29 protein-coding genes and 1 tRNA gene are annotated in these 25,476 nt (G+C 62.4%); 8 read left to right on the forward strand and 22 right to left on the reverse strand.

The genetic code is table 11. The features are described from left to right. The first annotated feature begins 108 nt into the window (after positions 1-108). Entirely contained in the window at positions 109-1,356 is a 1,248-nt protein-coding gene (locus V1290_RS03595; protein WP_334363049.1) for an O-antigen ligase family protein, read from the forward strand. Positions 1,357-1,387: 31 nt separating this feature from the next. Here the strand turns inward: V1290_RS03595 and V1290_RS03600 are convergent, their stop codons facing one another. The 3 genes from V1290_RS03600 to V1290_RS03610 all read right to left on the reverse strand — a co-directional run bounded on the left by V1290_RS03600 (position 1,388) and on the right by V1290_RS03610 (position 4,354). Then, complete coding sequence (locus V1290_RS03600; RefSeq protein WP_334363050.1) at positions 1,388-2,563, reverse strand: saccharopine dehydrogenase family protein; 1,176 nt, start codon at positions 2,561-2,563, stop codon at positions 1,388-1,390. A gap of 135 nt (positions 2,564-2,698) precedes the next feature. Further along, the gene (locus tag V1290_RS03605) at positions 2,699-3,481 is read right to left on the reverse strand and encodes a DUF169 domain-containing protein (protein WP_334363051.1); all 783 of its coding nucleotides are present in this window, start codon (positions 3,479-3,481) and stop codon (positions 2,699-2,701) included. A gap of 72 nt (positions 3,482-3,553) precedes the next feature. Then, the gene (locus V1290_RS03610) at positions 3,554-4,354 is read right to left on the reverse strand and encodes a YdcF family protein (protein WP_334363052.1); all 801 of its coding nucleotides are present in this window, start codon (positions 4,352-4,354) and stop codon (positions 3,554-3,556) included. A gap of 156 nt (positions 4,355-4,510) precedes the next feature. On the opposite strand from V1290_RS03610, the gene V1290_RS03615 reads away from it, so the two are divergent. Continuing rightward, on the forward strand, positions 4,511-5,452 hold the full coding sequence (locus tag V1290_RS03615; RefSeq protein WP_334363053.1) for an acetamidase/formamidase family protein: 942 nt from the start codon (positions 4,511-4,513) through the stop codon (positions 5,450-5,452). A gap of 19 nt (positions 5,453-5,471) precedes the next feature. On the opposite strand, the gene V1290_RS03620 is transcribed toward V1290_RS03615, so the two are convergent. Then, positions 5,472-5,849, reverse strand: coding sequence for a GrlR family regulatory protein (locus V1290_RS03620; RefSeq protein WP_334363055.1), 378 nt, complete (start codon positions 5,847-5,849; stop codon positions 5,472-5,474). A 260-nt stretch (positions 5,850-6,109) separates the two neighbouring features. Here V1290_RS03620 and V1290_RS03625 point away from each other — a divergent pair, with 260 nt between their 5' ends. Next, positions 6,110-6,310 (forward strand): hypothetical protein, encoded by a 201-nt coding sequence (locus tag V1290_RS03625; protein WP_057845825.1) that lies wholly within the window; start codon positions 6,110-6,112, stop codon positions 6,308-6,310. Between the two features lie 43 nt (positions 6,311-6,353). After that, positions 6,354-6,824: a GcrA family cell cycle regulator gene (locus V1290_RS03630; RefSeq protein ID WP_334363056.1), complete on the forward strand. Its 471-nt coding sequence runs from the start codon at positions 6,354-6,356 to the stop codon at positions 6,822-6,824. Between the two features lie 67 nt (positions 6,825-6,891). On the opposite strand, the gene V1290_RS03635 is transcribed toward V1290_RS03630, so the two are convergent. The 4 genes from V1290_RS03635 to V1290_RS03650 all read right to left on the reverse strand — a co-directional run bounded on the left by V1290_RS03635 (position 6,892) and on the right by V1290_RS03650 (position 10,498). Then, positions 6,892-7,860, reverse strand: coding sequence for an SDR family oxidoreductase (locus V1290_RS03635; protein WP_334363058.1), 969 nt, complete (start codon positions 7,858-7,860; stop codon positions 6,892-6,894). Between the two features lie 151 nt (positions 7,861-8,011). Then, entirely contained in the window at positions 8,012-8,917 is a 906-nt protein-coding gene (locus tag V1290_RS03640; protein ID WP_334363059.1) for a dihydrodipicolinate synthase family protein, read from the reverse strand. 316 nt (positions 8,918-9,233) lie between these two features. Beyond that, positions 9,234-9,899, reverse strand: coding sequence for a hypothetical protein (locus V1290_RS03645; RefSeq protein WP_334363060.1), 666 nt, complete (start codon positions 9,897-9,899; stop codon positions 9,234-9,236). Between the two features lie 17 nt (positions 9,900-9,916). Next, on the reverse strand, positions 9,917-10,498 hold the full coding sequence (locus tag V1290_RS03650; protein WP_334363061.1) for a hypothetical protein: 582 nt from the start codon (positions 10,496-10,498) through the stop codon (positions 9,917-9,919). A 293-nt stretch (positions 10,499-10,791) separates the two neighbouring features. Between V1290_RS03650 and V1290_RS03655 the strand changes: the two genes are divergently transcribed. After that, the gene (locus V1290_RS03655) at positions 10,792-10,920 is read left to right on the forward strand and encodes a hypothetical protein (protein ID WP_334363062.1); all 129 of its coding nucleotides are present in this window, start codon (positions 10,792-10,794) and stop codon (positions 10,918-10,920) included. Between the two features lie 31 nt (positions 10,921-10,951). On the opposite strand, the gene V1290_RS03660 is transcribed toward V1290_RS03655, so the two are convergent. The 7 genes from V1290_RS03660 to V1290_RS03690 all read right to left on the reverse strand — a co-directional run bounded on the left by V1290_RS03660 (position 10,952) and on the right by V1290_RS03690 (position 15,681). After that, positions 10,952-11,029, reverse strand: a tRNA-Pro gene (locus V1290_RS03660). A gap of 90 nt (positions 11,030-11,119) precedes the next feature. Then, complete coding sequence (locus V1290_RS03665; protein ID WP_334363063.1) at positions 11,120-11,674, reverse strand: MerR family transcriptional regulator; 555 nt, start codon at positions 11,672-11,674, stop codon at positions 11,120-11,122. 91 nt (positions 11,675-11,765) lie between these two features. Continuing rightward, positions 11,766-12,095, reverse strand: coding sequence for an integration host factor subunit alpha (locus V1290_RS03670; RefSeq protein WP_057845762.1), 330 nt, complete (start codon positions 12,093-12,095; stop codon positions 11,766-11,768). Positions 12,096-12,228: 133 nt separating this feature from the next. Beyond that, complete coding sequence (locus tag V1290_RS03675; protein ID WP_334363064.1) at positions 12,229-13,206, reverse strand: beta-ketoacyl-ACP synthase III; 978 nt, start codon at positions 13,204-13,206, stop codon at positions 12,229-12,231. Further along, positions 13,203-14,249, reverse strand: coding sequence for a phosphate acyltransferase PlsX (gene plsX, locus V1290_RS03680; protein ID WP_334363065.1), 1,047 nt, complete (start codon positions 14,247-14,249; stop codon positions 13,203-13,205). The genes V1290_RS03675 and plsX overlap by 4 nt, the downstream gene beginning before the upstream one ends. Before the next feature lie 299 nt (positions 14,250-14,548). Further along, a complete protein-coding gene (locus tag V1290_RS03685) occupies positions 14,549-15,133 on the reverse strand; it encodes a YceD family protein (RefSeq protein WP_334363066.1) in 585 nt (194 codons plus the stop codon). Then, a complete protein-coding gene (locus V1290_RS03690) occupies positions 15,130-15,681 on the reverse strand; it encodes a ubiquinol-cytochrome C chaperone family protein (protein ID WP_334363067.1) in 552 nt (183 codons plus the stop codon). Before V1290_RS03690 ends, V1290_RS03685 begins: the two co-directional genes overlap by 4 nt. 80 nt (positions 15,682-15,761) lie before the next feature. Here V1290_RS03690 and V1290_RS03695 point away from each other — a divergent pair, with 80 nt between their 5' ends. Both V1290_RS03695 and V1290_RS03700 read left to right on the forward strand, forming a co-directional pair. Continuing rightward, on the forward strand, positions 15,762-16,274 hold the full coding sequence (locus tag V1290_RS03695; protein ID WP_442895044.1) for an outer membrane protein assembly factor BamE: 513 nt from the start codon (positions 15,762-15,764) through the stop codon (positions 16,272-16,274). A 212-nt stretch (positions 16,275-16,486) separates the two neighbouring features. Next, a complete protein-coding gene (locus V1290_RS03700; RefSeq protein WP_334363068.1) occupies positions 16,487-17,491 on the forward strand; it encodes a Bug family tripartite tricarboxylate transporter substrate binding protein in 1,005 nt (334 codons plus the stop codon). Between the two features lie 200 nt (positions 17,492-17,691). On the opposite strand, the gene V1290_RS03705 is transcribed toward V1290_RS03700, so the two are convergent. Next, complete coding sequence (locus V1290_RS03705; protein WP_334368923.1) at positions 17,692-18,129, reverse strand: cupin domain-containing protein; 438 nt, start codon at positions 18,127-18,129, stop codon at positions 17,692-17,694. A gap of 213 nt (positions 18,130-18,342) precedes the next feature. Here V1290_RS03705 and V1290_RS03710 point away from each other — a divergent pair, with 213 nt between their 5' ends. Then, positions 18,343-19,464 carry a winged helix-turn-helix domain-containing protein gene (locus tag V1290_RS03710; protein ID WP_334363069.1) on the forward strand — a complete coding sequence of 374 codons (1,122 nt, stop codon included), beginning with the start codon at positions 18,343-18,345 and terminating at the stop codon, positions 19,462-19,464. 389 nt (positions 19,465-19,853) lie between these two features. On the opposite strand, the gene V1290_RS03715 is transcribed toward V1290_RS03710, so the two are convergent. The 6 genes from V1290_RS03715 to V1290_RS03740 form a co-directional block, all read right to left on the reverse strand. Further along, entirely contained in the window at positions 19,854-21,974 is a 2,121-nt protein-coding gene (locus V1290_RS03715; RefSeq protein WP_334363070.1) for a sodium-translocating pyrophosphatase, read from the reverse strand. A gap of 327 nt (positions 21,975-22,301) precedes the next feature. Then, positions 22,302-22,511, reverse strand: coding sequence for a cold-shock protein (locus V1290_RS03720; RefSeq protein WP_028345703.1), 210 nt, complete (start codon positions 22,509-22,511; stop codon positions 22,302-22,304). Between the two features lie 206 nt (positions 22,512-22,717). After that, positions 22,718-23,710, reverse strand: coding sequence for a thiamine-phosphate kinase (thiL, locus tag V1290_RS03725; protein WP_334363071.1), 993 nt, complete (start codon positions 23,708-23,710; stop codon positions 22,718-22,720). Further along, entirely contained in the window at positions 23,703-24,194 is a 492-nt protein-coding gene (gene nusB, locus V1290_RS03730) for a transcription antitermination factor NusB (RefSeq protein WP_334363072.1), read from the reverse strand. The genes thiL and nusB overlap by 8 nt, the downstream gene beginning before the upstream one ends. A 3-nt stretch (positions 24,195-24,197) precedes the next feature. Beyond that, the gene (gene ribH / locus V1290_RS03735; protein ID WP_213255539.1) at positions 24,198-24,689 is read right to left on the reverse strand and encodes a 6,7-dimethyl-8-ribityllumazine synthase; all 492 of its coding nucleotides are present in this window, start codon (positions 24,687-24,689) and stop codon (positions 24,198-24,200) included. Between the two features lie 163 nt (positions 24,690-24,852). Continuing rightward, the gene (locus tag V1290_RS03740) at positions 24,853-25,461 is read right to left on the reverse strand and encodes a riboflavin synthase (RefSeq protein WP_334363073.1); all 609 of its coding nucleotides are present in this window, start codon (positions 25,459-25,461) and stop codon (positions 24,853-24,855) included. Positions 25,462-25,476: the final 15 nt, after the last annotated feature.

The raw sequence follows: 25,476 nt of genomic DNA on the forward strand, positions 1-25,476 counted from the left end.
GATCGCCAGCCGTCATTGCGAGCCAACGGGCGGCGCTTTGCGCCGACCGTTGGCTCGCTGTGACGAAAGCAGCGGTTCGATTGTTCTGTTGAGTTGCGTGAGTATGTAATGTCGTATGCGGCGACAGCCGGGGGATCGCTCCCATCGATAACGGCCGCGCCCGGCGTGCTCGCGCTGCAGCGCGCGCTGGTTTGGCTGGTGGGTGCATCCATCGCCATCGTCTTCATCGAGCCGAGCCCCTATGAGCTGGCGACGCTTGCCGCCTCGGTGATCTTCTTCGCAACGGGCGCGCGGATGCGGCTGGTGTTCATGCCGCTGCTGTTGCTCTTGTTCCTGCTCAACCTCGGCTACAGCATCAGTGCGGTCGCCGTCATGGATCGGCCCAATGTGCCGAGCTGGATTGCGACCTCCTGGTATATGGCGATCACGGTCCTCTTCTTCGCGATGGTGATTTCCGAGGATACTGCGGCGCGGCTCGACATGCTCCGGCGCGGCCTCATCGTCGGCGCGATGATTGCGGCGCTCGCAGGCATCGCGGGTTACTTCAATCTCGTCCCCGGCGGGCGCGACCTGCTGACGCTGTATGACCGCGCCCGCGGCACCTTCAAGGACCCGAACGTGTTTGGCGCGTTCCTGGTCCTGCCGGCGCTGCTCGTGCTGCAAAGCGTGGTCACGGACAAATTCGGCAAGGCGTTCCGCAGCGCGATCGTGTTTGGCATCATATCGTTGGCCATTCTCCTGGCGTTCTCACGCGCTGCGTGGGGCATGCTTGTCATCACCTCGGGCTTCGTGCTGGCATTGATGGTGCTGACCAGCCGCTCGCAGTCGCAGCGCTCGCGCATCATCGTGATGGCGCTCGTTACCGTAGTGCTGGCGGCCGCCCTGGTTGCGGTGCTGCTGTCGTTCGATTCGATTGCGCAGCTATTCAAGGAGCGCGCCAGCCTGGACCAGAGCTACGACGAAGGCCGCTTCGGCCGGTTCGGCCGGCACATCCTCGGCGCAGAAATGGCGCTGGGTCTGCCATTCGGCATCGGACCGCTACAGTTCACCCGCTACTTCCCGGAAGACACCCACAATTCGTACCTGAACGCGTTCATGTCGGGCGGTTGGCTCTCCGGCGTCTGCTATCCGGCGCTGGTCTTCGTCACGGTTCTGACGGGCTTCCGGTATGTCTTCGTCCGCGTGCCCTGGCAGCCGGCCTATCTGGCAATCTTCGCAGCCTTCCTCGGCACGGTCGGCGAGAGCTTCATCATCGATACCGACCATTGGCGGCACTTCTGGATGATGCTAGGAACGATGTGGGGCATGTTCGTCGCCGCCGAACGCTGGAAGGCGGGTGCCGATCCGCGCTCATAGTGCCGACGACCCGTGCGACTACAATCCGAGGCTATTGCTCCACCGTGAACGTCAACCCAGCGTGATCAACCAATCGCTTGATCAGCTTGTGCTGCATCGCTGCACCCGGCGTCCAGATGCCGGCCGGGACATCGGGCGCGTCGCGCAGCAGGCAGATCGCGCATTCGGAGATCATCTTCGAGGTCGAACCGTAGGGATCGCGGTCGCCTTTCACGGATGCACGGACTTGGCCTCCATCAGGCGCGATCGCGACATAGAGCAAATCGTAAAGGCCATTTTCCCGCTCTTCCTTCGACGGCCCCTCGCCCGGCTTGCGTGCATTGGGGCCGGTCTTTTCGTTGTTCGCAGCCATCACAAGCTTCGCGTTCGCTTCTCCCTGATCGCCGGGACCGGTCAATACCATCTCGTCGTAGACGAACTCGCGGCCGTACGGGAATCCCATAAGCATGTTAGAGCGATGAACGTTGCGCGTGTTGATCAAGGCCATCATGAAAGGCGCGGCCCAGGATTGAAGATCTTCTTCGTAAACCGGCTTGTTACCGCGCGGCTGTCGCACGCCGCTGAATCCCGGTGTGAGCGCAAAGGGATCGTTCAGGATGGAGATGAGGCTGAGATCCTTGGCGACAGCATCGAACGTCGCCTTGGCGCTTGCGGCAGTACCGCCAGAGAGCGTGCCGCGCATATCGCGCACCCGACCTTTGACGCGAGAGGCGGGCACACCCAACACGCGCTTGGCCTCCGTCTGGACGAAGAACGCGCCAAGTTCAAACGGTAGCGAGTCGAAGCCGCATGAGAACATGACGCGCGCCCCGCTTGCTTTCGCCTGCGCCTCGTGCGCGTCGATCATTTGACGCATCCAGATCGGCTCGCCGCAATAGTCGAGATAATCGGTGCCAGTTGCAGCGCAGGTGGCGACTAGATCGCTTCCGTAAAGCTGATATGGACCGACACCCGCAATCACCGATTTCGTCTGCTCCACCATCGCCTTCACCGACGCAGGATCGGCCGCATCGGCCACGATCAACGGTGTATCCTTGGGCGCGCCGATCGCGTCACGGACGGCAGCGAGCTTGTCCTTGCTGCGACCGGCCATCGCCCATTTCAGGCTCCCGTCACCTTTGTAATGCTCGGCGAGATATTCGGCGACGAGCTGGCCGGTGAAGCCGGTGGCGCCGTAGACGACGATGTCGAATTTCGAAGAGTTCATTCTGGATTCCCTGCTGGTCGATAATTATCGCCGTCATTGCGAGGAGCGAAGCGACGAAACAATCCACTCCCGCCTTGCCGCACCATGGATGCTTCGCTGCGCTCGCAATGACGGCTTCGGCTGCATTTCGCAAGCCTATTTCTTTCCGTAGGACACGCCCATCCCGGCGCGCACGTCGGCCTGAATGCCATAGGGCGCGATCGGATAGCGCAGGCCGTTCTTCGCGAGCTGCTTCATGCCTACGATGGCCTTGGCAAGATGCACCGGCTTGAGCGCGATCAGCATCTCCTCATCAGGCACGCCGCCGTAACGCCGTTCCGCAAAGCACGGCAGCGAGAGCGACGGCTCGCCAGTCTTCAGCGCCCTGCCCCAGGAATCCGCGCAGGCGGTCTCGCCGACCACGCCCCATTCGAATTTCTTGTACCCGGTATATTGCAGGCCGTTGATCAGAATGATCATCTGACCGGGCGTGGCGTAGACCAGACAAATATCCGGCGGATTGAGCCGCCCGCTGGAGAGCGGGCTCACTGCCATTGCTTCATACTGGCCGAAGGGCACAACGTCGAGCGCTTCCTGACGCTTGCGTGCGTCTTCGGCGGTGCCATGCCAGACGCCGACGTAGTTTTCCCCCGCGAGCCACTTCTCGTCCTGCGGAGCAAGCCCGATCACCGCACGGCATTGCGCGCCGACCAGATCGTCGCCGGTGATGCCGACGGTCCAGCCGAGCCGCGAAGCCATGCTGACGATCTGATCGGTGGTATGCACCGCCGAGGGACGCCGGATTTTTGGAATTGCCGTCATCTCCTCGACGCTGGCAAACATCTTGATACCGATCACAGTCGTCTTTAGCCGTAGCAGGCTGTTCAGGTCGGCCACCATGCCGGCCAAATCGAACGGTTCCGGCATCTGCTGTTGCATGGCGTCAACTCCCAAATCGGCGCGCTTAGCCGGCGCCTGTCCTTCGATTGTAGCCCGGCTGGCTGCCCGCTGCTACTTTGCCGGACCCGGCAACAACTCGTCGATCTTGCCGGTTGCGCGGTAAGCGATCAGGCCCATCCATTCGCGCACCGCCACGTCGGTCCGTCCCAGTCCATCGATCGCGATATTGGTGAAGTCAAATACGTCGTCACGTCCGCCGACCCGCCAGTCGACGGGATAAGGTTCGACCGCAAATCCCGCCTTCCGGAACAGGCCGATCGATCGCGGCATATGGAAGGCCGAGGTCACCAACAGCCAACGCTCGCCTTCCTTGGGCGCAAGCAGCGCCTTGGAGAATTCCGCATTCTCCTGCGTGTTGCGGGAACCCCGTTCCATGATCATCCGCGACTTGTCGATGCCGAGGCTTTCGAAAATGGCGCCAGCGAAATCGGCTTCCCTGGCGTCGTTCCAAATCAGATTCGCGCTGCCGCCGGAGAAAACAATGCGCGCCTTTGGGTAGCGGTGTGCCAGCGCGGCCGCCGCGATCAGGCGATCCGGCGAGCTGCGCACCACCGGCCTGCCGTGCGCAGTGGAAAGATCGGCTTCGATCGACGCGCCGAGCACGATGATGCCATCAGGCGCGCCGCGCGCCCCGTCCCATGGCGGAAAGCGCTGCTCCAGCGGATAGAGCAGCAGGTTCCCGAGCGGCGACAATCCGCAAATGACGAGCAGCAGAACGGCTGCGATCACCAGTTTGCGGCCGAGCGATGCAAAGCGGGTGAACATCAGGATGGCGCCGACGAAGCCTACGCCGATCAGCAGATTCGTCGGTAACAGCAGAAAGCCGAGTGTCTTGGAGAGGACAAAAAACAAGGCAAGCCTCACGGATAAGCAAACTCGTCATACGCGGGCTTGACCCGCGTATCCATCCTTCTTCGCAAAATGCCCCATTTGGAAAATGATCGATAGCCGGATCAAGTCCGGCAATGACAAATTGAACATGACATTCCCGGCAAGAAAGCCTTTCGCATGCCCCATCATCACCTGCATTCCAGCCCCGAAACCTGCCACTGGGGCTTCTTCGAAGCCAAATTGAAGCCCGTCCTGACCATCGCCAGCGGCGACGAAGTCACCATCGACACCGTGACCGGCGGCCCGGACGTTGTGCCTGATCGCAGCAAGTTTCACGTACCTCCCGAGCTTGCCGACATTCACGCGCGAAGCGAGCGGATGCTGCCGGGCCACATTCTCACCGGCCCGGTCGCCGTGGAAGGGGCTGAGCCCGGCGACGTGCTGGAGGTCGACATTCTCGACGTCCAGCTCCGGCAGGATTGGGGCTACAATCTGATCCGTCCGCTGGCGGGGACGCTACCCGACGATTTTCACGAAACGCGGATCCTGAACATTCCGCTCGACCGCGAGCGGATGGTGGGACGGATGCCGTGGGGGCTCGATCTGCCGCTCAAGCCGTTTTTCGGCGTGATGGGCGTGGCGCCGCCACCCGCCTGGGGCCGCATCACCTCGCTGATCCCGCGCGCGATGGGCGGCAATCTCGACAACAAGGAGCTGGGCGCCGGCGCCAAGCTGTATCTGCCGGTGTTCGTGCCGGGCGCGCTGTTCTCCTGCGGCGACGGCCACGGCGTGCAGGGCGATGGTGAAGTCTGCGTCACCGCGATCGAGACCGCGCTGCAGGGCCGCTTCCGTCTGACGCTGCGCAAGGGCCTGCGGCTCGCCTATCCCCGCGCGGAAACGCCTGACCATTACATGACAATGGCGATGGACCCCGATCTCGATCAATGCGTGGTGCGGGCGTTGCGCGACATGATCGTGCTGCTCGGCGAGAAGCGCAATCTGTCGCGCGAGGATGCCTACACGCTCTGCAGCCTCGCCGCCGATTTGCGCGTGACGCAAACCGTAAACGGCTCCAAGGGCATTCACTGCATGATCGCGAAGGCGGTCGTGCACGGCTGATCGGACGACCTGCGCCTCTTCAAAAAGGAGAGCGCAGCTTCAACCGCGCGTAGAACAATACGCTGGTCTTTCCGACCAACGCAGTCCCCTGCACTTGCGCGCCATCGGCGGCATATGACCCACTGAAGCCGCAAGTGACTTCGCGCCCGCCGAACAGCGGCAGCGCGCCAACCGATTTCGTGTGCTCGTTGGTGATCAGTTCACCGCGCCACTTGCCGCGATCTGCGGTGTAAGAGCCCGTGTAATAGAAATACGAGTCACCGCCAGCGATCTTGCCGTCGCGCAGCACAATCACGCCGTGCGCGCGGCCATGCCCGCCGTCCGTCATCTCGATATGAATGGTGTAGAGACCGTTCGTTACCGTCATTGCGCCCTTGCCGCCGTCCCAGGACATCATCGGCATTCCCTGCAGCGCGAAGCAATGGGGAAATGGCCCGCACGGCTGGATCGTTTCGCCGCGCCTGTAACCGCCGTTAAGACTGCCGCGCGCTGCGCGTCACGGGCGCTTTGGTTAATCCACAAACCCGGCTTTGACTTTTAATATGTTTTTTCAAATGGATAGAGAGCTATCCACAAGTCGTTTGACTCATGTGTGTAAAACTAAATAGAGTCGAAATAGTAACTTTTCAGTACAGCGTTTAAAAGTTAGCGTTCCCCATGGCTACAGAAAAAGCCGAAACCGACCGCGTTCCCGTGACCTTGGCGCTCTCGACCATCGCTTATATGGAAAGATTGGTGAGACAGGGCACCCACGGCACAAGTGTTCCCGGCGTTGCAAGGACCCTGATCGAGGAAGGCATTCGGCTCGCCATCAAGGATGGGCTGCTTGCAATCCGCGACAACGGCAAGACGTCCTGACGGGAGCAGCGCGGCGGTTTTCACAGAATGTGGAACCGAGAAAATGCTTACGAATGTACCGACCTGGACCACCGATCGCGTCGAACTCCTGAAAAGCCATTTTGAAGCCGGCCTCACCTGCCGCGAGATCGCGGCCAGCATCGGCGTCAGCCGTAACGCCGTGATCGGCAAACTCTCGCGCCTGCAACTGACGCGCGGCCCCGCCCCCGCCGAACCGCGTCCGACCAAGGCTGCCAGGGAGCGTTCGCGGAAATCCATTCCCCGGTTGCAATATCAAATACTGCAGGCCGTTTACGAAAACGCGCAGCCGCTGCAAGAAGAGCCAATCGCCAGCAACCAGCGCTGCTCGCTGCTCGAACTCAGCAACGAGCGGTGCCGCTGGCCGATCAGCACGCCAGGCGCAGAGGACTTCTGCTTTTGCGGCAATACGCCGGTGGAAGGCATGCCCTATTGCTCGGGCCACACCCGCCTCGCCTACCGCCCGGGTTCGCGTCAGCGCGTCTCGCGCGCGTGAGCAGCGTCAGTTGCCGTGACGACGCGTCCAGAGCTTCGGTTCTGATTCGATCAGAACCGATCGTCCGCTACCCGAGGCGCCAGCCGACCTCTTCCGTAAAGCTCTTGTAGAACTCCGGCGTGTAGGCCTTCTCCGGGGCCTGCCGCACCCGCTCGTCGAGCTTGTGCGCATCGTCGCCGACGAGAATCCGCCAGCGCTCGGCCTTGACGCCGTCGAGGATGATTTTTGCTGCAGCCGCCGCCGTGGTCGGCGCCTCCTCACGGAAAGTGCGGGCGCGGTCGAGCGCGATCTTCTGGATGTCGTCATCCGACATCGGCGCGGTGTCGATGCCCATGCCCTTCAGGCGCTGCCGCGTCGCCAAAATTTCGTTCGGGCTGAGTTCATCGGATTCCGATCCGCTCTGGATCTTGCGCGAATTGGCAACGATCGAAGTGCCGATATGCCCGGGCATCACGACAGAGCATTTGATGTGCGGGGCGTTGAGCCGCAGATCCGTCATCAACGCTTCGGTAAAGCCTTTCACTGCGAACTTGGCGGCGCTGTAGGCCGTGTGCGAGGCACCCAAGCCCACGGATGCCCAGAAGCCGTTGACACTCGATGTGTTGATGATGTGGGCCTCGTCGGCCTTCATCATAAGCGGCAGAAAAGTGCGGACACCGAGATAGACGCCGCCCCAGCAGATGTTGAAGGTGCGCTCCCATTGCTCGCGCGTGTTGGTGAACAGGCTGCCACCGCCGCCGATGCCGGCATTGTTGAACAACAGATGGATCTTGTCGGTCGCCTGCTGCTCGATCAGTTCGTCACGGAAGCGCTGCAGATGCGCCTCGATGGAAACGTCGGCGACATGGGTGGTGACGCGCAGGCCCTGCGGCAGCCTTTCCGCCTCGCACAGCCGCTTGGTCTCGGCCGTCGCTTCCGGCGAGACGTCGCACATCGCGACATTGCAGCCTTCGGCCACGAGCTGACGCGCGAGCTCGCGGCCCATGCCCGTGCCGCCCCCGGTGATCACGGCGAACTTTCCGGCAAAATCCTTCATTGAGACGCTTACCTCGGTTTTCAATTTTTGAGTTGGGGCCCTCATGGCATGGAGCCCGTGCGGAACGACAGTAACAGGTGGGAGCTGCCGGTAAAGCGGTCCGCGAGACGGGCGGCTCGATTGTGTTACAGGCGTTTTCGTGCAGCGGAATTTACTCCGCCGCCTCGCGCGAGCCGCCGAGCGCGCCCAATCCCTCCAGGGCCTTCCGGATCGCGGCCTGCTGCGCGGGCGATGCTTCCGGCATCGGCGCGCGGGAGAATGTCGTCGGCAGCCCCTGCAACGACTGCGCATAGCGCGTGCATGCCGGCAGATTGTCCGAGACGATCACGTTCCACAGCGTCAGCAGTTTCTTGTGCAGCTCTAGTGCGCGAGCGTGGTTGCCTGCCTTGACCACATTCCAGAGCTCGACGGAAGCATGCGGCGCGGCGCTCAGGATCGCCGCGATCGAACCATGCGCGCCGAGCGTATAGGACGGGTACATCAGCGCATCGACCGCGCTGTAGATCAGTTTGTCCGGCGCCATCATCATGAGGTCGGCAAACAGTTTCAGATCACCCGCACTCTGCTTGACGCCGACGATGAGCGGCACCTCGTTCATGATCCGCGTCAGCAGCGCTGGCGACAGATAGGACCAGGGCACGACGTTGTAGATGATGATCGGCATACCGGTTTCGTCGGCCATGCGGCGGAAATGGTCGACCATCGCCTGCTCGTCCGGCTTGAACAAATAATGCACCGGCGTCACCTGCAGCGCTGCAACATCCATGTCGCGCACCAGCTTGCCGCGCCGGATCGCATCACGGGTGGAATCGACGATGATGCCGGCGATCACGGGCGCGCGCCCTTTCGCGGCCTCCACCGTTGCCGCCACCAGATCACGATATTCCTCGTGATCTAGCGTATGCCCCTCCCCGGTCGAACCGCCGGCCGCCATGCCGTGGCTACCGGCCGCGATCAACCAGTCGACCTGGGGAGCAACGAGTTTGAAATCAATCTCGCCGTCCTTTCGGAACGGCGTCGTCATTGGCGGTATCACGCCGGTGGGGCGCATTTTCATGGCCTGCCCTCGCTGTTTCCATCCGGTACGTGCGGGCGTATCTCCCGCTTTCGCAAACCAAGCCTACCGAAGGTCGGAGCGGCGATCCAGTTGCGGAATCGACACGGCAGAGTAGCGGAAACGCCGCGTCTGCATTTGCGCGTGGTCTCGACCCGCGGGGACCACATGCCGCGTTCCCGGCGGTCGGCCGGCTGAGGCAAGCCTATCGAATGTCGAAGCAGCGTTTCCAACGTCAACGCTGACGGTCAGATCGGCGATAATGCATTGCGAGCCGATGCAGGGCGCACTTCACACATTTCGAGCTGATCGTCTCGGGTCAGTGCTTGCAGATGTCGCGGGTTGCTTGCTCGCCGCGCATGACCTGCATTATTTCGGCCGGGGCAAAACTGCCGAAATCGCCGCCCACAAGCGTACCGTAACGACGGTGGTTCTTGAGCATGAGCAATAAGCGATCGCTGACATTTTCGATGTCGCGTGCGTCGCTGGCTGATATCGCCGGCTTGCCCGCGGAAGCGCTGGTCTGCTTCGCGTAGGCAAAGAACTTTATGGTGGCTTCTACTGCCGCTGCGCGGTTATCAGGATCGCAGAGTTCGCGATCATCCAGCGCGTAAATGCAGCTCGCCAATTGTCCCCATGTGTTGGCCAGATTGAGTGTCTGATTTTCGGACCAGCGGTCTGACTTGCCAAGCATAGAGGAAACGTTTGCCTGCATACTGCCGGCCTTCAGGACGAAGTACGCCGCGCTCGGCTCCATCTTGTTGGCGTCCGGACCGAGGTCCATCACTTTGAAGATACAGCTTCGCACCACCGGCGCGGTTTCCGGCCGCCCGATACGACTGGTGTCGGCGAACAACGAAACACTGGGCCCGACCGAGACGAAACTTGACATCGCACTCGTTACTTTCGGGGCCCAGATCCACCCGCCGACCACGAGGAAACCTCCGATGAAGGCCAGCATGAGGGTGAGAGCCTGACGGATCAATTTTCAAGCTCCCGCTGCTAAGCCCTGGGGCAGTTGTCGGTCGCGCCCTTGTAGCGATCGAGCATCGGCTTTATTGGCGCCGGGACGGTCCAGCCGAAATCCGCGGTGATCAGGCGGCCATTGCTGGCGTCCTGCATCAAGGCCGCGTTGATCGCGCGATTGCGTGGACTGTCCCAGAGATCTCTGACCGTCGACATTTCGGATTCGCCATATCGCTTGGCGGTATTCATCATCTCATCGAATTTCGCAAAATAGCGACCGATGTAATCGACGATGTAGGCGCGATTGTCCCGCTCGCAGACCGCGTTCGGGTGCGTGACGAGATAGCAGTTCAGCGCCGCCGTCATCTCTTTCGCGCTGGTGAGGTCTCGCCAATCGACGCGATGCTTGTCGGTCGAAAGCTTCGGGAGCTGCCCGTCCCTTTCGAGATGTTCAAGCGCGGGGTAACACGCCTCGCGTATTTTGGCCGCTTTCCACTCGCCCATGCGTTCGCCGCCCGGCAGGTAATCCCCGGAATGGCCCAGGACGAAGTAGTTGATCAGGTTCACACCTAGAAATATGCCGCCTAGAACAAAGGCTGCACGCATCAAGAAATTCATGGCCTCACGCACCTGCAGAGGTTGCAATCGGCTCTATATAGCGGCGTCCGGATGTGCCGGGAAGGTTGGCATCAGTTCGATCTGCCGGTTGGGTTAAGCCGGACTTACTACCTGCCGGCATGCCCCAAGATGCCGCGCGTCTCCGGCCCGTTGGGGATGCGCAGGTATCGAGCTTGGTTGGGTCATGAGAGCCGTGGGGGACTATTTCGCGGTCAGCGTCGCTTGAACCTTGAGCGCGCGGCAGCGACCTACATACCGGAGGCAGTATCAATAAAAACGAACAGGAGGCCGCCATGACCCAGTGGCGCGATACCATGGTTGATCGACCGGAAACGAATGGTGCGGCCTATTTGACGGGCTGGACAGTCAGCGGAATAGCTGTGTTGGGGACCATTGTTGCCGTCTGGGTTCTCGGCATCTAGCAGCGATCACAATCGCCACCCGTGAAAGAATTGGTCGGAGCGAAAGGATTTGAACCTTCGACCCCTAGTCTCCCAGACTAGTGCGCTAACCGGGCTGCGCCACGCTCCGATGCCGTTCCATTAGCTGCGATCCGCGCCCGGCGCAAGGCAGGAGAGCGGCCTCATTGCGGCCGGTTGACCGCCAGTTCCGACCGCCCGCTCAGCCGTCCTTCAGCGCGTTATCCAGCAATTGCTTGCAGGCGATCAGGTCCTGCAGCACCCGCTCCAGGCGCTCGCGGTCCGCGTCCGACGGGCCCGGCTTGGCCCTCGCAAACGGCAGCAAAATGCCGTCGTCGTCGGTGTCGACGAAGCGGTAGTCGATTTCCTTCTCTTCGGTCTCGTAGTCCTCATCGTCGGCTGCGACGGTCGGAATCTCGCCCTCATCGGGCTCCTGCAAGCTGAGGCCGATCGCTTCCTCGACTGCACCGAAGGTGACCGCCGAGCTCTGGTCGGCGAGGCCCTGCACCGATTTGATGCCGTGCTCTTTGAGGATCCGCTGCACGCCGCGGATCGTATAGCCCTCGCCGTACAGCAGACGGCGGATGCCCTTCAGCAAGTCGACGTCGTCGGGGCGGTAGTACCGCCGCCCGCCGCTTCGCTTCATCGGCTTGATCTGGGCGAACCGCGTCTCCCAGAACCGCAACACGTGCTGGGGAATGTCGAGCTCTTCAGCGACTTCGCTGATGGTGCGGAACGCATCCGGCGCCTTGTCCAAGTGCCAGCTCCTCTCAACTTATCTCGTTGGTGAAGACGCGGTACTCGCCTTGCTACGCAGCCGTTCTACTCGATCTCGCTAGTCGGTCTTGTTAGTCGGTCTTGCTTTCGCCGTTGCCGGGCGCGTGACCGTTGATCCGCTGCTTCAGAATAGCTGATGGTTTGAACACCATCACGCGACGCGGCGAGATCGGCACTTCAGTACCGGTCTTCGGATTACGTCCGATACGCTGACCCTTCTTGCGCACCATGAAGGAGCCGAACGACGACAGCTTCACTGTCTCGCCCTTCTCCAGGCAATCGGTAATTTCTTTCAGAACGAGTTCGACAAACGCTGAAGATTCCGTCCGCGACAGGCCCACCTTCTGGTAGACCGCCTCGCACAAATCGACACGTGTGACTGTTTTTCCGGTCCCGGTCATCGCCTGCCCCGCACTCTCGGCGAACAAAATTTATTCCCTGAAATTATGAGGTTAGCACGCAATGGTCAACAGCGACCATCATGCAGAAGCATGGAACCGCACTACAATTTTAGACAGTACTTTTGCGCTACGTCTACCAGCGCACCAGCGCGGAACCCCAGGTGAAGCCGCCGCCCATGGCTTCGAACAGCACCAGATCGCCTTTCTTCACCCGCCCGTCCTTGACGGCAACCGCAAGCGCCAGCGGGATCGACGCAGCCGACGTGTTGCCGTGCAAATCGACGGTCAGCACCACCTTCTGCGGCGCAATATGAAGCTTATGCGCCGAAGCATCGATGATTCGCTTGTTGGCCTGATGCGGGATGAACCAATCGATGTCCTCGGCCGTCGTCCCGGTCGCATCGAAGGCGTCCACAATCACGTCCGTGATCATGCCGACCGCGTGCTTGAACACTTCGCGGCCCTCCATCCGGAGATGGCCGACGGTCTGCGTCGTGGACGGACCACCGTCCACGAACAGCTTCGACTGGTGCCGGCCGTCCGAGCGCAGATGGGTCGTGAGCACGCCGCGATCCGACGGCAAACCCGGCTGGTCCTGCGCCTCCAATACGACCGCGCCGGCGCCGTCGCCGAATAGCACGCAGGTGCCGCGGTCGTTCCAGTCGAGAATGCGCGAAAACGTCTCCGCACCGATCACCAGCGCGCGCTTGTAGGCGCCGGAGCGCAGGAAATTGTCGGCGGTGGCGAGCGCGAAGACGAAGCCGGAACACACCGCCTGCAGATCGAAGGCGGCGCCATGATGGATACCGAGCCCGCTCTGGACTGCAACCGCGGTGGCCGGAAAGGTGTTGTCCGGCGTCGAGGTCGCGAGCACGATCAGATCGATCGCCTGGGCGTCGAGACCGGCATGTTCCAGCGCCGCGCGCGCGGCGTTGATCGCCAGGTGCGAGGTGAACTCGCCTTCGGCCGCGATGTGGCGCTCCCGAATGCCGGTACGCTGCACGATCCACTCGTCCGAAGTATCGATTCGGGCCGCCAGTTCGGCATTGGTCAGCACCTTCTGCGGCAGGTAAGAGCCGCAGCCCAGCACCACCGAACGTTTCGCAGTCACGAGACAGCCTCCTGCGCGGTCGGTGCCAGCGCACTGCCGTCGCTATTCATCATCTGATTGATCTTGGTGAGGAGATCGCAGCGGACCATCTCATAGCCAACATCGACTGCGTAGGCAAAGCCTTCGGCGCTGATTCCGCCGTGGCTTTTGACGACCACGCCCTTCAAGCCGAGCAAAACACCGCCATTGGATTTATTCGGGTCGAGCTTGTCCCGCAGCGCCTTGAACGCGCTCCGGGCGAATAGGTAGCCGATCCGGGACAGCCAACTGCTCGTCATGGCCTGGCGCAGGAAGTCCGCCATCTGGCGCGCGGTTCCCTCCGCAGCCTTCAGCGCGATGTTGCCGCTAAAGCCTTCCGACACGATCACGTCAGCCGCGCCCGCGCCGATCCCGTCGCCTTCGACGAAGCCGATATAATTGAGCTGCGACGCGCGCAGCAGCTCGGCGGCCTCGCGGATCTCCTCATGGCCCTTGATCTCCTCGACCCCGATGTTGAGGAGGCCGACAGTCGGCCGTTCTCGGTTCAGCAGCACGCTCGCCATTGCGCTGCCCATCACCGCCAGCGCCACGAGATGGTGCGCGTCGCCGCCGATCGTGGCGCCGAGGTCGAGCACGACGGAATCGCCGCGCGCCGTCGGCCACACGCCGGCAATGGCCGGACGATCGATCCCTTGCATGGTGTGCAGGTGGAAACGCGCCATCGCCATCAGCGCGCCCGTATTGCCCGCGGAGACCGCGACGTCGGCCTCGCCTCGCTTCACCGCATCAATCGCAAGCCACATCGACGACGTCTTGCGGCCGCGACGCAGCGCCTGGCTCGGCTTGTCGTGCATGCTCACAGTGACGTCGGTGTGGATCACGCGCGACGCCTTTTGCAGCGCCGGGTACTTGGCGAGTTGTTCGTCGATCTGCTTGCTGTCGCCGTAGAGCAGGAATTCGCTGTCGGGATGCCGCTTCAAAGAAATTGCAGCGCCGGGAATGACGACCGATGCGCCGACATCGCCACCCATGGCGTCAAGCGCGATGCGAACCTTTTGCGGCATGAACGTCCCGGAAACCTGATCTCTGGCGGCCCTCGTAGAGGCCGGCGGCGCACTGGAATGGCACCGCTACGCGGCGCCTGGCGAAACGCAACCCGCGCCCCCGCCGGGCCGCGACAATAGCGTGTCCCCGCCCCGACACAACCTCTTGACCACGCTCTTTTGGCGAAAGGGAAGCTGTGTGGCCCGAAATCACGGATGGCAGATATTTCTATACAATTCAACACCTTACGGGATATTTTTGGCGTGATTTCAGAATTGCCTCACTCGACGGCAGCTTCGCCGGCCATTTTAACTCCCGCCTACTTGCCCTTGGGCTTCCTGGCCCGCGGCTTTTTCGGCACTGCCTTCAGCGCCTTGAGCGCCGCGAACGGATGATCCTCGGGATCGGCGGCTTCAACCATCGGCTCGAATACGGCGCCGGGTTTGCGCGGATATCGATCGACCGCGAGATACAATGCATCGGTGGCAACCCTGCCGAGATCGATCATGCCGTTCTCGATCGGCTCGGGCGGATCGGGCGTTTCCTCGTCGCTTTCTTCAGCGTCATCGACCAGCGCGGCCATCTGCGGGATCTGCTCAGGCGGAGCGAAAATCAGATCGATCGGCTCGTCGATGTCGTTCTCGATATCTTCCAGCGTCACCACGCAGGTCTGCCCGATCCGCGCCCGCACATGGCCGGCCACATGGAAGCGGCCGCCACTCTTCGGCGTCACGTCGAAGGAAGCCTCCGCCGATAGCACCTCGCGCAAGCCGCCCGTGTCGGCCACGGCTTTGCGGATGGCCTGATCGGCCTCGATATCGCGATGGAGGCCCGTCTCGGGGATCTGCGCCACCGCAACGGGAACACGCCACGGGTCGGGCTTCTCTGTGCCAGTCTTGCTCATTGCTGCGCGCCTGCTTTCTCCGGCGAGGGAAACCTGCCCCGGCCGCTCACCAGCGTCGCCTCGTCGAGGCTGTCGAGGCCCGCCATTGCCGCCTCGGCGTAGGCGGCAAGCAGTCGGGCCTTTTCGATGTTCCCGCCGTTCAGGATATTCTTGCACATCGCCTGCGCCAGTGCCTCTCGGCCCTCGGTCAGCGCAAGATCATAGGCCGCGGTCCGGCCATAGAAGGCTTCGCCGAAGGCCTGCATGCGCTTCGGCACCGCGAGGTCTCCAACCCCCATCTCACGCAGATTATCGTCCATATCGTTGCAAAAATGGTCGAATAGCCCCTGCGACAGCGTCGTGCCACCCTCCACCGACTTCAGCCGCCGCAGGACCAGCCACAAGTGCAGGAGAAGCAGGTCAAAACGGCCGTTAACCGTGTCCGGAACCCCAAAGTCCCGATAAAACAACGGTTCTCGCGCCTGCGTCACGATCATGCCATAGATGGCCTCGATGGTGCCGCGCAGCGGCGTCCGGGGTTTCCTGAAGTGATTGAACGGCCAAAGCATTGTGGGTTCCGCAAGCGAGCCCTCCCGGGCCGCGCATGTTGCAATCAAGCGTGCTGCCCGGTACGTCAACGCACCGCGCGATGCAAGAGGACGGGCGAATTCCTGAGATGACTGAAATGAGCCACCTGAGCGCCCGCGTGTCCACGCCGCGCCGCCTGAGCGCGCGCCGGCGCGGTTTTCGCGCCGCCGCAGCCGTCGCACTGGTCTGCGCTGCGCTCGCCGGATGCACCGGCGAGCAGTTCCAGAAAGGCTACATCCTGCCGCCCAACGCGCTTGAGCAGATTCCGATCGGCGCCAGCCAAGACCAGGTGCTGATCGTGATGGGAACGCCATCGACGGTCGCGACTTTGAACGGCGAGGTGTTTTATTACATCTCGCAGCGCTCCGAGCGCAAAGTCGCGTTCATGAATCAGCAGGTCGTGGACCAGCGCGTGATCGCGATCTATTTCGACAAGAACCGCCAGGTGACGCGCCTCGCCAATTACGGATTGCAGGACGGCAAGATCTTCGACTTCATCAGCCGCACCACGCCAACGTCCGGCCAGGAACTCAGCTACCTGACGCCGCTGTTCAAGCTGCTCAGCTTTAACTAGCGCCAATCGGTTCTGATTGAATCAGAACCAAGCTCCGCACTTTGTCTTTGCGTTGTCGTTAAGCGAACCGCATCCACTTCGCTCGAAAACGTCACGGCGACTTCGCCTGTTCCGCGAGGCGGAAAACCTGTGCCAAGTCGCCGGCTTGCCCTGCATGCGCGCGTTGCCTAGGCTTCCTGCCAATCAATAATGATTCAGCAGGGAGTTAACTTGTGACGATTAAAACTTTTTCTCGCCGCCGTGTGTTGACCGGAGCCGCGGGCATTTCCGCTGCGGCGATCTTGCCGCGCGCGAGTTATGGCACCGACTGGCGCCCGACCGAGACCGTCCGTCTCATTGTGCCAGCGGCAGCCGGCGGCAGCACCGACGTGATGGGACGACTGTTGGCCGCACATCTGCAGACCGCCTGGGGTCAGTCCGCGGTCGTGGAAAACCGTTCCGGGGGCGGCGGCACCATCGGCACCGCCGAAGTCGTGCGGGGCAAGGCGGACGGCCACGTCATCCTGGTCGGTAATCCCGGTCCGAATGCGATTGCCTACAGCATCTTCCGCAACATGACCTACAAGGCCGACCAGTTGCAGCCGGTCAGCAACATGATCCGGATTCCGAATATCGTGTCGGCGCATCCGTCGACCGGCATCAAATCGATCGGCGAATTGATCGCCTACATCAAGGCCAATCCGGACAAGCTCACCTATGCCTCCTCAGGCGTAGGCCAGAGCCCTCACCTCACCGGCGCCTGGTTCCTGCAGCTCACCGGATTGAAGATGGTGCACGTGCCGTTCCGCGGCGCAGGCCCCGCGCTGCAGGCGGCGCTGGCCGGCGATATCCAGATCCTGTTCGACAATCTCTACCCGACGCTGCCGCAGACCCAGGAAGGCAAACTCACCGCGCTCGCCGTCACCACGCCCGAGCGCAGCACACTCGCCCCGAACGTTCCGACCATGCGCGAAAGCGCGCCGGAGCTTTCGAAGTTCGACGTCTCCTCCTGGTTCGGCATCTTCCTGCCGAAGGCCACGCCCGCTCCCGCCGTTGAATCGCTCAACAAGGAGATCAAGGCGATGCTGGCGCGGGAGGACGTCCAGAAGACGATCGGGAAGATGGGCGCGACCGCCGACTGGGGAACGCCACAACAGTTCTCCGATTTCGTGCAGGCCGAGACGGCGAAGTTCGGCGAGATCATCAAGCGCGAAGGCCTGCAGATGGATGTGAATTAAAGTCCTGTCCCGGACGCGGTGCAGCGCGCTTCGCGCTGCTCCGCAGAGCCGGGACCCACGCTTTCTACCACAGCGATGGCCCCCGGATCAGCAGCACTCCGGGAAACCCCCGGTTGAGCTATCCGAAAGACAAGAACCCCGCGGCTTTCACCGCGGGATTCTTTCGATCAGCTTGTCGCCGCTCAGTGCGTCAGGATCACTCACGGGACACGCGCATCCATCTCCGGCCGCATCACCACGCTCTCCTGGGCAGTCGCTTCGCTGCGCGATCCCACGAAGACCGACGGCGAGGCAGCGCGATTAACCGCAACGTGCAGGACGCCCGCCGGAATATAGATGTAGTCACCGGGGTGTACCTTTTCGCAGTGCTGAAGCTGGTCGCCGGTCCAGATCTCCAGCTCGTCCCCGCTCATCATGTAGAGCGCCGTCTCATGATGCTCGTGGAAATGGGCTTTGGTGCGTCGGCCGGCCGGCAGCGTAATGATGCCGAGCCAGATCATTTTCGAACCGACAGTCTCCGCACTGATCCCCGGCTGATAGTCGGAGCCCTGCTCGGCGCGGTAGCCTTTGCTCCCCTTCACGACAAAGCCCTTCCCGCCACCGCCCGATTCCACGCCGTGCCGTTCCCGTACGATCATGTTGCTCATTGCCGTCTCTCCGGTTCGGATTGTCTTACCCAACATGCGCAGGATCACTTGTCTGGAGGGCCGGAGTCTCAAAGATTGGTCCGAAAAATTCCAAATTCTTCCAAAGCTCGGTAAGCTCGCCGCATGCCCAGCGAGCCCTTCACCTTTGGCCCGTTCATGCTTGATATGGATCGCGGAATGCTGTCACGGGACGGCCGACCGGTCGTGGTCGGCCACAAGGGCCTCCTGCTGTTGCGCGCGTTCCTGGAGTCGCCCGGCAGAATCTTCGACAAAGCGAGCCTGATGGACGTTGCCTGGCCTGGCGTCGCCGTGGAGGAAAGCAACCTGTCAGTCCAGATCGCGGCGCTACGTAAGCTGCTCGGCACCGCCCATGACGGCTCCGAATGGATCACGACGGTCCCGCGTGTCGGCTACCGGTTTGCTGGGCCGGTCGCTTCTCGGGCGCAGAGCGCCACGCCGCAGCGCGCTGAGAGCAATGCCCAGTCGCGCCCGATTATCGCGGTTCTGCCTTTCGACATCATTGGCGAGGTCGACAAAGAATATCTCGCCGATGGGCTGACCGAAGATATCATCACGGCGCTATCCCGGTTTCGCTGGTTCCGGGTCATCGGGCGCGGTTCTGCCTTTATTTTCAAGGGCAAGCAGATCGATGTGCTGCAAGCCGCTCGCGAGCTTGGCGCGCGTTACGTGTTGCAGGGAAGCGTTCGCCAATCCGCCCTTCGACTGCGCATTACGGCTCAGTTCATCGACGCGAGCGACGGCAGCAATGTATGGGCGGAGCGCTACGATCTGGAGATGGCTGATGTCTTTGCGATCCAGGACGAGATCGCCGAGCGGGTCGCGGGTGCGATCGAGCCCGAGCTTCTCAAGACAGAATCCCATTTTGCAGCGTTGCGTCATACCGGCAATATGACCGCCTGGGACCTCGTGCGTCAGGGAATGTGGCATTTTCACAAGGTCACCCGCGAGGGCCATCTGGCTGCGCGGACGCTATTTCGTCGCGCATGCGCAATCGATCCGGATCTGCCGGAATCGCACATCTGGCTTGGGCGCGTCAGCGCCGGGATAATCGCCTACGGCTGGAGCGACACGCCCGCCGTGGACAGCAAGGAGGGCGTGGATGCCGCGGCGCATGCAATCACCCTCGATCCGAGAGACCCCTACGCGCACTATGCCTTCGCCATCGCGAACGCTTACAACAACGCACCGCTCGTAGCCGTATCGGCAGCCGAGAAGGCGATCGCATTGAGCTCAAGCTTCGCGTTAGGGCATCTGATTCTCGGCCTGGCCCGCTTGTTCACGGGTCTGGCGCGAGAGGCAATCTAACCGCTTGAACATGGCCTGACGCTAAATCCGAACGATCCCCAGAACCTCGCTTGGTACAATCTGCTTGCCCATGCTCAGCTTCTCGCCGGAGACGCCGAGAGCGCACTTGCGACCGCCAACAAAGCGCTCGCTATTCGCCCGACATTCCGTCCGACGTTTGAAACGCTTACATGCTGCCATATCGCACTTGGCAACCTGGACGACGCACGCCAATGCGCAAGCCGTATGAACGAGTTGAGAGAGCCTCAGAGTCATTTCCTCGCACCGCTAAAGCAGCTGCATCCAGAATGGGACAAACGGATATCGCAATTGCTAGATTAGGCTCGGGCATGAAAAAACCCCGCGGCTCGCACCGCGGGGTTTTCGTTTTGATCAGCCTCTCGGCCGGCTCAGTGCGCCAGGATCGCCAGCAGCAACAGCGCCACGATGTTGGTGATCTTGATCATCGGGTTGACCGCGGGACCGGCCGTATCCTTGTAGGGATCGCCGACGGTATCACCGGTCACGGCTGCCTTGTGGGCGTCCGATCCCTTGCCGCCGAAATGGCCGTCCTCAATGTACTTCTTGGCGTTGTCCCAGGCGCCGCCGCCTGAGGTCATCGAGATCGCAACGAACAAGCCGGTCACGATCACGCCGAGCAGCATGGCGCCGACCGCGGAGAACGCCGCCGACTTGCCGGCCGCGCCGCCGCCCGCGATCGCGTAGATCGCGAAGTAGACGAAGATCGGCGACAGCACCGGCAGCAGCGACGGAATGATCATTTCCTTGATCGCCGCCTTGGTCAGCAGGTCGACCGCCTTGCCATAGTCCGGCTTGTCAGTGCCCTGCATGATGCCGGGCTTCTCGCGGAACTGGCGCCGCACTTCCTCGACGATCGCGCCGGCCGCACGGCCGACCGCGGTCATGCCCATTGCGCCGAACAGATACGGCAGCAGACCGCCGAACAGGAGGCCGACCACGACGTAAGGGTTGTTGAGCGAGAAGTCGGGCAGCACACCCTGGAAGTACGGATGCTTCGCAGGATTGGCGATGAAGAACTTGAGGTCTTCATTGTAGGCCGCGAACAGCACCAGCGCGCCGAGACCGGCCGAGCCGATCGCATAGCCCTTGGTGACCGCCTTGGTGGTGTTGCCGACCGCATCGAGCGCGTCGGTCGACTTGCGGACCTCCTTCGGAAGGCCCGCCATTTCGGCAATGCCGCCGGCGTTGTCGGTAACCGGACCGAAAGCGTCGAGCGCGACGATCATGCCGGCCAGCGCCAGCATCGTCGTGGTCGCAATCGCGATGCCGAACAGGCCGGCAAGGCTGTAGGTGATGAGGATGCCGGCGATGATGACGATTGCGGGCATCGCAGTCGCTTCCATCGAGATCGCCAGACCCTGGATCACGTTGGTGCCGTGGCCCGTAACCGAGGACGAGGCGATCGACTTCACCGGGCGAAAATCGGTACCGGTATAGTATTCGGTGATCCAGATGATCAGGCCGGTGACGGCGAGACCGACGACGCCGCATTGGAACAGCGCCATGCCGGTGTACTTCACGCCCGCCAGCTCGCCGAAACCGATCAGCCAGTGGATGACGGCTGCGACGCCGAGCAGCGACAGCACGCCGGTCGCGATCAGGCCCTTGTACAAGGCCCCCATGATCGACTGGCTGGCGCCGAGCTTGACGAAGAAGGTGCCGATGATCGAGGTGATGATGCAGATGCCGCCGATGGCGAGCGGCAGGGTCATCATGTTCACCAGCAGCGGCGAGGTCGCGAAGAAGATCGCGGCGAGCACCATGGTGGCGACCGCGGTCACCGCATAGGTCTCGAACAGGTCGGCCGCCATGCCAGCGCAGTCGCCGACGTTGTCGCCGACGTTGTCGGCGATGGTCGCCGGGTTGCGCGGATCGTCTTCGGGAATACCGGCTTCGACCTTGCCGACGAGGTCGCCGCCGACGTCGGCGCCCTTGGTGAAGATGCCGCCGCCGAGACGGGCGAAGATCGAGATCAGCGACGCGCCGAAGCCGAGCGCTACCAGCGCGTCGACGACGACGCGATCGTTGGCCTTCAGCCCCATTATCTGGGTGAGATACGCGAAGTAGATGGTGACGCCGAGCAGCGCAAGACCGGCCACGAGGAGGCCGGTGATCGCACCCGCCTTGAAGGCCAGTTCGAGGCCGCCGCCCAGCGAAGTAGTCGCCGCCTGCGCGGTGCGCACGTTGGCGCGAACCGAGACGTTCATGCCGATGAAGCCGGCAGCGCCCGACAGCACCGCGCCGATCAGGAAGCCGATCGCAACCAGCATGCCGAGGAAGTAAGCCAGCAGCGCGAAGATCACGACGCCGACCATGGCGATCGTCATGTATTGGCGGCGTAGATAGGCCTGCGCGCCTTCAGCGACAGCCGCCGCGATTTCCTGCATGCGCGGATTGCCGGCGTCCGATTTCAGAACGGAAGACGTGGCCCAGATGGCGTAGACAATCGAAAGCGCTCCGCAGAGCACAATCACCCACAATGCTGTCATTGAATTTGCCTCAGTTTTTTGTTCGTTCCACCCCCGCGCCGTCACCGCGGGTAGCGGCGGACGCATAAAAAGGAGGCCTTCCCTGCCCAGAAGGGCGGCCTCAAATCGGGCGGGACCATGCCAAAATCGCCCCTCCGGCGCAATGTCACGAAGGGCGAAAACCGTCGATTTTTGAAAGGTGTCACCCGGAATACGTCCAGCCAACTGGCGCCCGGGGGCATCGGGTATTCGGCCCGGCCAAAATACAAGAGCCCGCTCAACCCCGGGAGGGATCGAGCGGGCTCACGAGCCATTCCAGTACATCCGTGAAACGACCGTTTCGAGGCCTTAGACCAGCGACAGGTTTTCCGCGCTTACCTTGCCCCGCATCTTGTCAGTCTTGAGTTCGAACTGAACCTTCTGACCTTCGGCCAGCCCGCCAAGGCCGGCGCGCTCGACGGCGGAGATGTGCACGAACACATCCTTGCTGCCATCGCTCGGCTCAATGAAACCGAAACCCTTTTGACCGTTGAACCACTTCACTGTTCCCGTAGCCATTTTCTCTTCTCCAAAGCACATAGGCTTTTCATTCCGCGCGGCGATCGCACGGATTCAAATCCAATCTCGACGATGTCTCTGGAAAGAAGCCCCGTGGGGCGCGTTCAAAAAGGCACGGCGGTAATCGAATGCGCTACAACCTATAGGTTTTCAGCGAAATTGCAATGGCTGGCACGAAATAAAGCCGACGGCATTATACGCCGCCTTCAAAAATGGCTGTAGGACAGCCGTTCCAGCGCGATTTCCTTGCCCTCTTTGTCGACGAACTTTGGAACTGAACTCCCCGCGACGATCGTTCCGATGGAACTAAGCGCAACCCCTGCGCGCTCCGCGGCAGCTTCGAAGGCTTCAACACGCTCTTCCGGAATCGTGCAGAGGATTTCGTAATCGTCGCCACCGGCGATCAATGTCTCCAGTCCGACAATGCCGCGCGACACCAAACCCCGCGCCGCGTCGGACAGCGGCACCTGCTCCAGATCGACCACGGCGGACACGCCGGACACGCCGCAGAGCTTTGTCAGATCGCCTGCCAACCCATCCGAGACATCCATCGAAGCACTGGCGTATTCGCGAACGATTTCGGCCATTGCCACGCGCGGCTGCGGGACGCGATAGCGCCCGACCAGCATCGCCCGCGCGGCCGTATCGGCGGCGGCATGCACCTTCCCCCCGCGGAGGATAGCCAGCCCCAGCCCGGCGTCTCCGATCGTGCCCGTGACCATCACGCGCTCGCCGGGTTTGGCGCCGCTGCGATGGACCATTCCGCCCGGCGGCACGTGGCCGAATGCAGTCACCGAAACCATCAGCGGCCCCGGCGTCGACACCGTATCGCCGCCGAGCAGCGGACATACGAACTGCCTGATGTCCTCGCCCAGCGCCGCCGCGAACGGTTTTAGCCAGGCCTCATCCGCGGTGCGGAGCGCCAACGTCAGCACAAACCCGGCCGGCGTTGCGCCCTTCGCGGCGAGATCGCTGAGGTTCACCCGCAGCGCCTTGCGTGCGACCGCATCGGGCGGATCATCGGGCAGGAAATGCACGCCCTCGACGAGCGCATCCGTCGTCACCACGAGGTCATCGCCGGACGGCTTCAGCGCCGCAGCGTCGTCGTCGAGACCGAAGGCACCGGGATCAGTCGCAAGCGGCCGGAAATAGCGCGCGATCAGCCAGTCTTCGCCGGACACTGGTTTGCCGCTAGCCACGCGTGAACTCGTCGGCGCGGAACTGGCGCGCGATCTGGTCGAGCACGGCATTGACCATGCCGGTCTCGTCCCTTTCGACAAAGGCATGCGCGACGTCGACATATTCGGATACGACCACGCGGCCCGGCACGTCCTTGCGATGCTCGAGCTCGTAGGAGCCGGCCCGCAGCACCGCGCGCAAAATCGCGTCGATCCGCTTCAAGGGCCAGCCCTTCTGCAGCGCGTCGTCGATCAGAGGATCGAGCCTCGCCTGGTCGCGGACCACGCCCGATACGACGTCGCGGAAGAATGCGGCTTCCGCCGGCAGGTATTTCTCGCCCTCGACCTCGTTGCCGAGCCAGTGGCTTTCAAACTCGGCGAAAATGTCGTTGATCCCGGCCCCCGCGATGTCCATCTGGTACAGCGCCTGCACGGCGGCGAGCCGCGCCGCGCCACGGCGGTTGGCTTTCTTGTCGGGAGTTTTGGCGGGCTTCTTCTCTGCCATCGCCTAAGCCTTTGCCAGCCGGCGTTTGATCCGCAGCATCGCCAGCGCCGCGCGCGCGGCGTCGCCGCCCTTGTTCAACTCGCTGGCGCGCGCCCTCGCCCAGGCCTGCGCCTCGGTATTGACGGTAATGATGCCGTTGCCGAGCGGCACCTTTCGCGCGACCGCAAGGTCCATCAGGGCGCGGGAGGATTCGATCGAGACGATCTCGAAATGGATGGTGTCGCCGCGCACCACACAGCCGAGCGCAATCGCCGCATCATACGGCTTGCCGTTCCGGTCGGCGGCATCGAGCGCGATGGCGATGGCAGCCGGAATCTCCAGCGCGCCGGGCACGGTGATGACGTCGTGCGTCACGCCGGCGGCCTTCAGTTCGGCGACGGCGCCTTCCAGCAGCGCGTCCTGGATGTCGTCATAAAACCGCGCCTCCACGATGAGCGCGCGCGCGCCTGTGATGTCGGTCTGGTCTTTCAGCGGTGCGCGCCGTGCGTCTGCCATCAACTATCTTCCGTCTTGCTAGGTCCTCATCCTGAAGGAGCGGCCTCTTGGCCGCGTCTCGAAGGATGGAGTTACTTCCGGGCCTCATGGTTCGAGACGGCGCAAGTGCGCCTCCTCACCATGAGGGGTTGGGCCGGCGTTTTAAGCGCCGTATGTTACCCTGTCACTTCATTTCCGACAGCCGCGCCGCGTAGCGGGCCATCAGGTCGACCTCGATATTGACCTCGCTGCCTGCTGCCCAGCCGCCAAGCGTGGTGACGCTGAGCGTGTGCGGGATAATCAACACCGAAAATGTGACATCCTCGACCGTATTCACGGTCAGGGACACACCATCCAGCGTCACCGAACCTTTGGCGGCGATGAAACGCGCCAGCTCTCGCGTCGTGCGCAGTTCGAACCGGGCCATATCGGGCAGATCGTCGCGCCCGGCGATGGTGGCCACGCCGTCGGCATGGCCTGCAACGATATGACCACCGAGTTCGTCGCCGATCTTCAGCGCACGCTCGAGATTGAGCTTTGTTCCCTTGGCCCAATGCTTGGCCGTGGTCATGCCGAGCGTTTCCGCGGCGGCATCGACGTCGAACCAGGTCTTGCCGCCTTCGACGCCGGAAGCGACTACCGTCAGGCAGACGCCGTTGCAGGCAATCGAGGCCCCGTCGGCGATGGTCGTCTGGTCGTAGCGGCAGGCGATCCGCATGCGATGCAACTGCCCCTGCGCCGTTGGCGTGAGGGCGACGATTTCGCCGATGTCGGTGACAATTCCGGTAAACATTTTTCCACCACGAAC

This window comes from Bradyrhizobium sp. AZCC 1578, assembly GCF_036924675.1.
GTDB lineage: Bacteria > Pseudomonadota > Alphaproteobacteria > Rhizobiales > Xanthobacteraceae > Bradyrhizobium.